This is a genomic window from Parafrankia sp. BMG5.11 (genome assembly GCF_004337455.1).
In genome coordinates this window covers 1-9,587 of sequence record NZ_SJXI01000103.1, presented here as the reverse complement: position 1 = coordinate 9,587, position 9,587 = coordinate 1, and the positions used below count along the sequence as shown (strand labels likewise).

Below are 9,587 nucleotides of genomic sequence, written 5' to 3'. Positions count from 1 at the left end.
GTTCGGCACGTCCCGCCAGGGGCTTCCGGTACGGAACCTCCACATCACCGCGTTGAAATAGCTGCGCAGGTCAGGGATCGGTCCGGACGCCCCCAGCGGGAGGTGCGGCTCGATCAACTCCCATTCACCATCGGTCAGATCACCACGCGTCATACCACTGTGCTACCAGCCGAAACACCCACACGAAGGACGAACACCCCGATTGTGATCCAGACTCAGAACAGGCCCTAGGCCGCCGGTCCCGGGGTGGGGCAGCGGGGCCGGCGGTCGAGGCGGGCGCCGCCGGCCACACAGTCGCCACTCTGGGAGTGGCCAGGCAGCGCCCAGCTCTCTCTACCCGGCCGCTGGCCGGGTAAACCGGGGGTGCCCGGCCAGGCCGGGCTAAAACGGCCGTGCTGTCTCTGCTGTCGCGTGTCGTGTCGTCTGTCGCCCTCCCAGGTGGGAGGGCTGACGACACGGGTTCCAGGGCCGGGGCGACACGCGACAGCGGGTCTCTCCCCGCCGTCCCGTCCGCGCCATCTCGGGATCTTCGACCTCGACGAACCGAACCGACTCGTGCACGCCGGCCCGTGCGTGTGGGGTGCCAGAACTCGGACACCGGCCCCGTCATCGACGGCTTGATCAACAAGTGCGAACGGGCCGCCTAAAAGCCCAGGTCAGCGCCGATGGCCCAGTTCTGGCACCCACAGCCCGACACGGGCCCCGCCCCGCAGGCAAACACGCAGGTCACCGCCCAAATCGGGGTTCTGGAGCCCCGCAGGTCACCATTACTGAGACACACTCCTAGATGGGCGCGGCGAGGCGCGCTGGCGGCGGGTGATGCGTTATTTGCGAGGTGTCAAATTTTTGAGAAGTCTCCCCATGCGGGCCTGGTTCCTGCCAGGCTTGGATCGACGGCTGATGACCCCTCATCGGCGGCCGTCGGGAGGGCAACATGTGGGCTGACTTCTGGGGGGATGGCCATCGCAGAGAATCGAACTATCCGACAGAAGCTTCCACGTCGCATCGGCTGTTCGCCGCGCGGGGTGGGAAAGTTCCACTCGCAAAGTCATCGATCTTTTGACTTCGTCCATGGCTAGCTCGACAGAGCTCTAACCTGGACACGGAAATCTAGCCCACTGCGATAGCGGAAATTTCCTTCTGCCACCGGTGAAGCTCTCAGGAATCACGGTCAACGCCATGCGCGCGTGAGATACACGGGCGCCGAGAAGCGGGGAGAACTTACATCATGCCGTTCAGTCCTGCGAACACGAAGTGGTCGGTCGCTGCGTTTGATGACAACGGCGCTATCGGTAGCTTCCACCCCACTCCGTGGGAGTTCCATCAGGAGGCCATGAACGCCGGAACGCTTTGGGTCGGCGGCTACACGGCGATCCCTGAGGTCAGCAACGGGATCCGCTGCGAGAACCTGAAAGCGGGTGCCGGCGCGGTAAGCGACTCGTTCGAGGTCTTCTTCGTCACTCCGACCCGGTTTATCGCGACCAAGAGCGGCGCTCTTTACCGTTTCGGGAAGAAGCTCTGACGCGCACGTCGCCCTGACAGGTACCGCTGAGAACCAGGAACTTCTCGCCTTCCCCGGAGCGTCCGGGGTGCACAAAGCACCGATCCGGCGCTGCGTCCCTGTGGGGCTCCAGAAACCCGATTCGGCCTGTGAGCTGGTCTTTTGCGGTTGACAGGATCTTCCGCGCAAGTGGCGGCGTTGCGATATTCGTTGATCATGCCGTCGAGGATGCATGTGCGACGGACGGTGGAATCCGGCGTCGGGGTGACCACGGGTGGCGAGTCGGGTGGGTGCTGGCTGAGGGAGCGGTGGGGTCGGTGGGTGTTGAAATGCTCCGCGTAGCTGTCGAGGACCGACGTGAGGTGCCGTTCGGAGATGATCAGCAGCCTGTCGGTGCATTCCCGGCGGGCGGTGCCGACCCAGCGTTCCGCGATCGTGTTCGCCTGCGGGGCTTGAGGGGGTGTGCTTACCACGTCGATGCCGGCCCCGGCGAAGACAGCGTCGACGGAAGCCGTGAATTTCGTATCGCGGTCACGGAGAAGGAACCGGAACCGGTGGCCACACTCGTCGAGATCACCCAGCAGGTTCCGTGCCTGCTGGGTGACCCACGCCGCGGTCGGATGCTTCGTGACCCCGAGGGCGTGGACATGGCGGGTGGCGTGTTCGACGACGAAGAACACGTAGATCCGTTGGAGGAACGCGGTGTCCACGGTGAAGAAGTCGCAGGGCAGCAGGCCGGAGGCCTGCGCGGACAGGAACGTGCGCCAGGAGGTGTCGGACCTGCGGGGTGCGGGGTCGACGCCGGCGCGGTGCAGGATCCGCCAGACGGTGGCGACCCCGACCGGGGAACCCAGCCCGATCAGTTCTCCCTGGATCCGGCGGTGGCCCCAGGTCGGGTTCTCCTGCGCGAGGCGTAGGACCAGTTCGCGGATCTCCCTGCGGACCGGCGGCCGCCCGGGGGTCTTGCGGGGGTAGGTCCATTGGCGTGCGAGGAGGTCACGGTGCCAGCGCAGCACGGTGGCTGGGGTGACGAAGAACGAACCCCAGCTGGACCGGGGTAGCAGCCGGGACAGGGCTGCGAGGATGACGCGGTCCGCCGGTTCCAGGACCGGGCCGGTTCACCTGCCGGCGCAGCACCGCCACCTGATGTCGCAGGACGAGGAGCTCCACGTCTTTCGCGGTGTCGCCGCGCACGCGGAGCAGCATCAGTCCGAGAGTGTTGCGTGTCAGGGCGTAGAGCAGCGACCACACCATGACCGTCCAGCCTGCCCGACACGGACCCCGGCCCGTAGGCAAACACGCAGGTCACCGCCCAAATCGGGGTTCTGGAGCCTCACACGGTCGGAAACGGCACGTCGGTGCATTTCTCGCTCATGCCCAGTAGCCGGGATCTCTGTCATGACCAGCGACACCAGGCTGACGCTGACAGCGCGCATCCTACGGTTTCCGGGCGACTCCGCCGTACATGTACACGTGGGCGTCGTCCAGCGCAGCCGCCTCATCGTCGGGATGCCAGTGGTGGACGAGCACGACGCCGGGGTCGAGGAGTTCCATCCCGTGGAAGAAACGCTCCACCGTGCTTTTGTCACGCGCGATCAGCGGAATGCCGTTGGCCTTGTACGCGGCCTCGCCGGCGTGAACTTCCTCGGGCGCGCTGTCGGCGGTAGTGGTGGAAAGCGCCAGGACACTGCCCGCCGGGAGCGGACGCATGATCCGGTCGATGAGGTCTTGCACGACCGTGTCATCGGCGATGAAGTGCACGATCGCGATCAGACTGACCGCCACGGGCTGGCTCAGGTCGAGGGTTTCCCGCAGCTGGTCGGACTCCAGGATCCCTTCTGGGTTGTGGAGGTCGGCATCGAGATAGGCGGTCCGCCCCTCGGGGGTGCTGGTGAGCAGGGCCCGCGCGTGGACCAACACTATGGGATCGTTATCGACGTAGACGATCCGCGATTCCGGCGCGACCTTCTGGGCGACCTCGTGCAGGTTCGGCGCGGTCGGCAGCCCGGTACCGATGTCCAGGAACTGGCGGATACCGTGCTTCGCGGCCAGGACACGGGCCATCCTGACCATGAAACTTCGGTTCGCCCGCATGGACGTGGACAGGTTCGGCAAACTTTTGACAAACTCCCCAGCCGCCGCCCGGTCGGCCGGGAAGTTGTCCTTGCCGCCCAGGACGTAGTCGTAGACCCGCGCCGAGTGCGCCACGTCGGTTCTCAGGTCGACGTCCGGTGGCACCCAGTCCGGCGCTACCGAGCGGTAGTCCCAGCCAGCATCGTCGCTTTCAGTCACGATCCCCCCTAGTCTCCGACAGTGCCCGTACACGGACGATACTGGCGTTTTCTCCCAGACTCTCCCATGACCCGCAGGGAGCATCCGATGGGGTGGACCGTCCTGCCCGACCAGGACGAGGGCGGCGGGGCCGATGCCGGTGCAGGACCAGCGGACCCCCGTTTGGGTCGGGTTTTATGGGCCTGGTTGTGTGGGGTGTAGGTCGAAGATGGTGTGGCGGATGTCGTCGATGGTGTGGTCGAGGGCGTTGATGGCGCTGGTGAGGCGGGCTGCGGTGATGTCACCGGCGGCCCGGGTCAGGGATTGTAGGTGTAGGCCGATCGCGAAGAGGCGTTGGATGACCTGGTCGTGGAGGTCGCGGGCGATGCGGTCGCGGTCCTGGTAGACGGCGAGGCGGGCCCGGTCGTGTTGGGTCTGGACGAGTTCGACTGCGAGCGCGGCGTCGTGGGTGAACGCCTCGATCAGCTCGACGTCGTGGAGGGGGAGGTGTGCTGTGTCCGTGTGGTTTCCGAGGATGAGCACGGCCGATGATCGCTGCGTGATCCGTAGCGGGAGGATCAGTGCGGTGGCGATAGGCATGTCGGGCGCCGGGGAGATCCTGCTGCCACGCAGGTCGAGACTGTCGAGGACGACGGTGCCACCGGCCGTGAGCTGCTCGGCCACCGGGGTCACGCCCTGTGCGAGGGTCAGCCCGAGCAGGGAATCGGGCGCAGCCGGCAGGCCGGGAGCGACGTCGGCTGTGGTTATCACCAGGTTGCCGTGCTCGTCGGGCACGGCAACCACCCCGATGTCGGTGCCCGCCATCGTTCTCGCCGTGGCTGCGACCAGGTCGAGGGCGTCGCGCGGCTCGGCGGCGGCGAGGACCTGGGTGATGGTGTGCGCGCTTGCGGCCAGCCATGCTCTGCCGTGTTCCGCCCGCCGGTAGAGTCTGCGCAGTTCGTGGTCGGTGCGGTCGCGTTCGAGGGCTGCGGTGAGGATATCGGCCACCGCCTGGACGAATTGGACCTCGTCGTCGGTAAAGCAACGTGGGGTCGTGCTGTGGGCGGCGAGGACACCGAACAGTAACCCTGCGCCGCCGACACGCGTGGCGAGCACGGTGGCGACATCCGGCGAATCTGGCGGGGGTCCGGCCAGAGAACGAGCCAGCTCGGTGACCGGGCTATCGATCACTACAGGCTGGTCGTCGGCCAGGACCCGGTCAAGTAGCGGGCTCGTGCCGACTGCGTCGCCGCCTCGCGGGTCGACGTGGATCAGCTCGCAGCCGGCAACGCTGAGTGTCGAGGCAACCATCGCGGCGGCCTCGCTTACCAGCGCGGCGGTGTCTGAGCTGGAGATGGCCCGGTGGCCGAGCCGGGCGAGGCCTGCCTGACGGTGTTCGGCGCGGCGTAGGTCGGTTATGTCGGCCAGGACGAGCGCGAGCATCTCCTCCCCGTCCCGCAGATAAGGGATCACCGACACCCGCAGCGACCGGCCGGGGCGGGGGTCGGCGATGTCGAGGTCGCTGACCTGGGCGTGGTTGGTGCGTTTCGCGACCGCAACCAGCCCCCACTCACCGCCCAGGGCGCGTTGCCCCGGGACGGCCGGCGCCAACAGTTCCATCAGCTGGGCGAGGGGGTCACCGATGCGCTGCGGTGCTTCGGCCAGCCGATCAACGACCGGTGAGCCTCGCCGTAGCCGCAGATCAGCGTCATACACGACCACCCCCACGGGCAGCTCGCCGCCCGGTGCGTCCGAGGAGACGAGCTCGAGCAGAGCGGCGTGCTCACCGATCGTCTCGCTGCCACGACGGGAGTCAGTGACATCCAGAATCGTGCCGGTGTTACCGATCACCTCACCGGCCCCGTCCCGGAGCACGTTCGCCCTGATCTGCACGCGACGGTAGCTGCCGTCACTGGTGCGGTACCGGGTCTCGTGATGGCAGTGGTTGGCGCCACCGGCGACCACCCCCATGAACAGGGCGACCGTGTACTCCAACTCGTCGGGGTGGACGTAGTCCAGGAACCGGGCACCGAGACTGGGGCCGATCTCGAAGCCGGTCAGCCTCGTCCACGCCCGGTTCAGATACGTCCAGCGGCCTTCCGCGTCGGTCCGGAACACCACCTCGCTCAACGTATCGAGCAGCACGGCGGCCTCAACATCACCGACATGTTCGCCAACCCGGCTCCCCGCGCCGACGTGCCGGGCATCACCTGATACTGATGTCATCGACGGCCCCCCTCCATCGCGACAGCGGATTCCCCCGCCGGGCGCCCGCCGCTGCTCGGGCAGCCACGAACGCCCCTGACGGCCGGCGTCGACCTCAGCCATCCGGCCGACCCGTCATAATCTGCTGTCGTCGGAACAGTACCCCGCGCCCGCGCTGCCGCCTTCCCGGGCGCTAGCCACGGGAGGCGCAGTACTCGTCGCGGTCCTGGCCAAGAGGAAGCAGACCGGGGCGGGTGTAGAGGGTCCGCAGTGTCACGGCGGTCGTCGCGGCAGCCGCCTCAATCTCGTTCACGATCCGTGCCCGGGCCTCGACGGTCGGGGCGTTCATCAGGCGTTCGGCGTTACGCCAGGCGGACTCGCGCCATACGACCAGGATCTGCATCAGCGCCGTGTAGGACAGGCCCAGCGGGGTCGCGATGTTGTCGATCGAGGGGTCGAGCCGATCCGCCGCCTCATGCAGCAGCGGGTCGACGACGCGGTTGAGCATGACGTTGATCTGGTCGTGGTCGGGCTTGCGGCTGCGCCCGTCCGCCGCGACCAGACCCAGCGACGCCAGCACCAGGGGGAGGTCGCGGTTGACGTGCGCGTTCATGCCGAGCAGCAGGTTGCCGGCCCCGGCGAGCCGGCGCTGCTTCGCCGCGTCGAACGCGATCTCCCAGGCGCGTGGCACCGCGGCGCTCTGCCCGACCTGCCAGGCGTCGTAGGCGTGGAAGTAGTAGGCGGCGAACACGGCGTCCTCGGTGTTGACGTAGGAGACGTCGTCGAAGAACCCGGGTTCCGCGGCCACCCGCCGGTATTCCTCCGTCGTACGCAGATACGTCAAAGCGAACACCGCGTTGTGGTCACAGCTCGCCACGAGATCGTCGTAGCGGGTCTGCATCTGGACGATGGTCGCGTCCACGCAGGCCGGATCTCCGGCGGCGCATTCCTCCGCGTCAGCAGGAGCGTAGGCGGTGGGAAGCGGCGGTAGCAGGCTCGTCCAGCCCAGGAATAGTGGCTCCACGGCCCCGGCGGGAGTCGCGGACACCACCGCCACAGTCGCCGCGAGGATACCGGCAACCATCGCCACCACCATTCGGGAAACCAGACCCGCCCGAGCAAGAAAAAGGATCATGGAGTGTGATCTTAGGGCAATGCGACCCAAGGAGGAGCGCGGGCTCCCCTTCATTCATATAGATAGCGCAATACATTAGAACACAATCGTTGATGCGGGTACTTAAGTGCTGTAACCCGCTCTAACCCGGATCTTTCGTGCGCCCAGCAGACAGCGGGAGGTGACGCCGTGTGACCAGAGAAATGCACCCGGCGGAGTCCAGCTCGAGGAAGAACAGGACGTACAGCTTGCTCAGCAGGACGGTGTCTGATGGTGAAGAAGTCGCAGGCCAGTATCCCGTGGGCTTGGGTGTGCAGGAACTGTCGCCAGGTGGGGCTGGTGTGCCGGGGTGTGGGATCGACCTGGGCGGCGCGCGGGATCGTTCAGACGGTGCTGGCCCCGATCTGATGGACGAGTCGGATGAGTTCGGCGTGGATGCGGCGGTAGCCCCAGTGGGGGTTCTCCTTGGCGAGGCGGAGGATCAGCTGGCGGATCTCCGTTGGGGTGGAGGGCCGGCCGGGTGGGCGGTGCGGCTGGGTCCAGCGGCGGCGGACCAGCTGGCGGTGCCAGCGCAGAATCGTCTCTGGTCGCACTAACAAGATCGACCGGGACGCCTGCGGGAGCAGCCGGGCCAGCCCGGCGAGGATCGTGCGGTCGGCCCAGCAGAACCGGGGCCGGGCGACTTGGCGGCGTAGCACGGCGAGTTCGTGGCGGAGCACGAGGATCTCGGCGTCCTTCGCCGCCGAGCTGCGAGCCACCAGCCCCAGCCAGCCTGCCAGCTGACAGAAGACGAGGTAGATCAGCCGAACCGCCATGGCCAGGATCATCCACGTGGTGGTGTCCCGGTCAAGGGCACGTGTAGCCGGTGGGGTATAGGTGTCCGATCGCCTTCAGGGGAAGGCCTATCGATCATCGGGTGAGGCAGAAGCCCTGGTCAGGTCCTGCGGACAGGTTTCGGGCACCCACAGGCAGGCACGGATAGGGCGGCCCCGGTCGGTGCGTCCACACACCGGCCGAGGGCCTCGATCCGAACGTGCGTCGTCAGCAATCCGGACCGTGTCCCAGCATCCCACTGACGGCCGGTATGCGGCACGCGCAGGGCAGCACCTCACCCACCGGCCGTCCGCCCAGCGGGCGTGCCACCAGCCAGCGGACCACACCGAACCAAAGGCAAGTCCAAGCGAACGACCTGAACCGCCGGGTCGAATGGAGCCTCTGACCTTTCCGCCGACACCCATTCGACGCTCCCTGTGATAGCAGGGGTTGTCGTGGTGCCGCCGGTAGCGGCTGTTGCCGGGGTAGGCGCGGCAAGGAGATCTGGTGCATCCAGCGGGACCCGTCGATCTTGGCCGTACATCGTCTTGTCCCGTCTGCTGATCTCTCGCTGGCGCAGGGCGGCTGACCGGTCCCGTGGGTGCTATCTGCGCATCACCGGTGGTGTCGCCGGCTGCTGCCGGGGGACCGTGCGCAGTGGCAGGGTGCTTTCGCGCGGGTCCCGGGCGGCGATGTCGGTCTCACCGAGGTGATCCGCCGGGTCGCGGCCGGCGCGGCGGGGGCATCCGGGACGGAGCCACCCCTCAGCAACGAGACGAAGATCCTGTCCCGCCTGATTCTGTGGACGTGGAACTCGGGGCTGGTGACACCGCCGAGCGCGGTGACGATGATGAACATCAGCACGATGGTCGACCCGAACGTGGTGAGAATACCCAGCGTGAACGGGTCGCATCCGACCTGTGGGTACAGGCTTGGATCGGGCGTGACACGGGTTGCCGCCATCGCCGTGTAGTGCATCCCGCAGACCGCGCCAGCCATGACCGCGGATGCGCTGAGGACCCGGATGATGCCGCCGACACGGAACGCGATCCAGAAGGCGACAGTGGCAGCCACTGTGGCGATGACAACAGAAATCAACACCAAGCTGGGGTTGTAGTCGATCGCCCCGGCGGTCCGCATCGCCGCCATCCCGGTGTAGTGCATCGCCGCGATACCCAGCCCTGCGAAGATGCCGCCGCGAACGAGCCTGTCGGCGTTGAACGGGTCTGCGGCCACCACCCAAATTCCCACCCCGGAGACGGCGACCGCGATGACGAGCGACAGCAGGGTGATCCGGAGGTCGAAGCTGACGGGGACCTCGACGTGATAGGCGACCATCCCGACGAAATGCATCGACCAGATCCCGCCGCCGCCCAGCGCCAGGGCCGTCACCGCCGCCCAGCCAAGCCGCTTGGCCCCGTGGTGCTCCCGGATCCGGGTCGCGCTGGCCAGGGCCGCAAAGGAGCCGAGCGCCGCTAGAGGGTGTCTGAAAAGAGTCAGTGTGGCGCGCCGGCGAGGCGGTGTATCAGGATCATGCTCATCGCCAGGTAGATAACGTTTTCGGACGTGGCGGTCAGGTATTCGTAGTCTTTGGACAGGCGGCGGTATTTACCCAGCCAGGCGAATGTCCGCTCGATCACCCAGCGGCGTGGTACCACCGCGAACATCGGCACCTGCCGCGCG

The 9,587-nt window shown here is 67.0% G+C and carries 8 protein-coding genes and 1 pseudogene; 1 reads left to right on the top strand and 8 read right to left on the bottom strand.

Features of this window, described 5'->3' with window-relative positions; all coding sequences use genetic code 11:
• The coding region (locus E0504_RS54660; protein ID WP_131627420.1) for a transposase at positions 1-153 on the bottom strand (153 nt) is incomplete at its 3' end.
• A gap of 1,075 nt (positions 154-1,228) precedes the next feature.
• On the opposite strand from E0504_RS54660, the gene E0504_RS44060 reads away from it, so the two are divergent.
• The gene (locus tag E0504_RS44060) at positions 1,229-1,522 is read left to right on the top strand and encodes a hypothetical protein (protein WP_112104805.1); all 294 of its coding nucleotides are present in this window, start codon (positions 1,229-1,231) and stop codon (positions 1,520-1,522) included.
• A 170-nt stretch (positions 1,523-1,692) separates the two neighbouring features.
• Here the strand turns inward: E0504_RS44060 and E0504_RS44055 are convergent.
• The 7 genes and pseudogenes from E0504_RS44055 to E0504_RS44025 all read right to left on the bottom strand — a co-directional run.
• A pseudogene (locus E0504_RS44055) lies at positions 1,693-2,797 on the bottom strand (integrase core domain-containing protein); the annotation flags it as partial.
• Between the two features lie 141 nt (positions 2,798-2,938).
• Positions 2,939-3,793, bottom strand: coding sequence for an SAM-dependent methyltransferase (locus tag E0504_RS44050; protein ID WP_243657907.1), 855 nt, complete (start codon positions 3,791-3,793; stop codon positions 2,939-2,941).
• A 174-nt stretch (positions 3,794-3,967) separates the two neighbouring features.
• On the bottom strand, positions 3,968-5,998 hold the full coding sequence (locus E0504_RS44045; protein ID WP_112104803.1) for a GAF domain-containing protein: 2,031 nt from the start codon (positions 5,996-5,998) through the stop codon (positions 3,968-3,970).
• Between the two features lie 172 nt (positions 5,999-6,170).
• Positions 6,171-7,061, bottom strand: a complete 891-nt coding sequence (locus E0504_RS44040) for a DUF5995 family protein (RefSeq protein ID WP_235013609.1) — start codon at positions 7,059-7,061, stop codon at positions 6,171-6,173.
• A 413-nt stretch (positions 7,062-7,474) separates the two neighbouring features.
• Complete coding sequence (locus E0504_RS53820; protein ID WP_200835160.1) at positions 7,475-7,906, bottom strand: helix-turn-helix domain-containing protein; 432 nt, start codon at positions 7,904-7,906, stop codon at positions 7,475-7,477.
• Positions 7,907-8,519: 613 nt separating this feature from the next.
• Entirely contained in the window at positions 8,520-9,296 is a 777-nt protein-coding gene (locus E0504_RS44030) for an MHYT domain-containing protein (protein WP_243657906.1), read from the bottom strand.
• A gap of 104 nt (positions 9,297-9,400) precedes the next feature.
• Positions 9,401-9,587, bottom strand: a 187-nt coding sequence (locus E0504_RS44025) for a transposase (RefSeq protein ID WP_165938815.1), incomplete at its 5' end; no start/stop codon positions are given.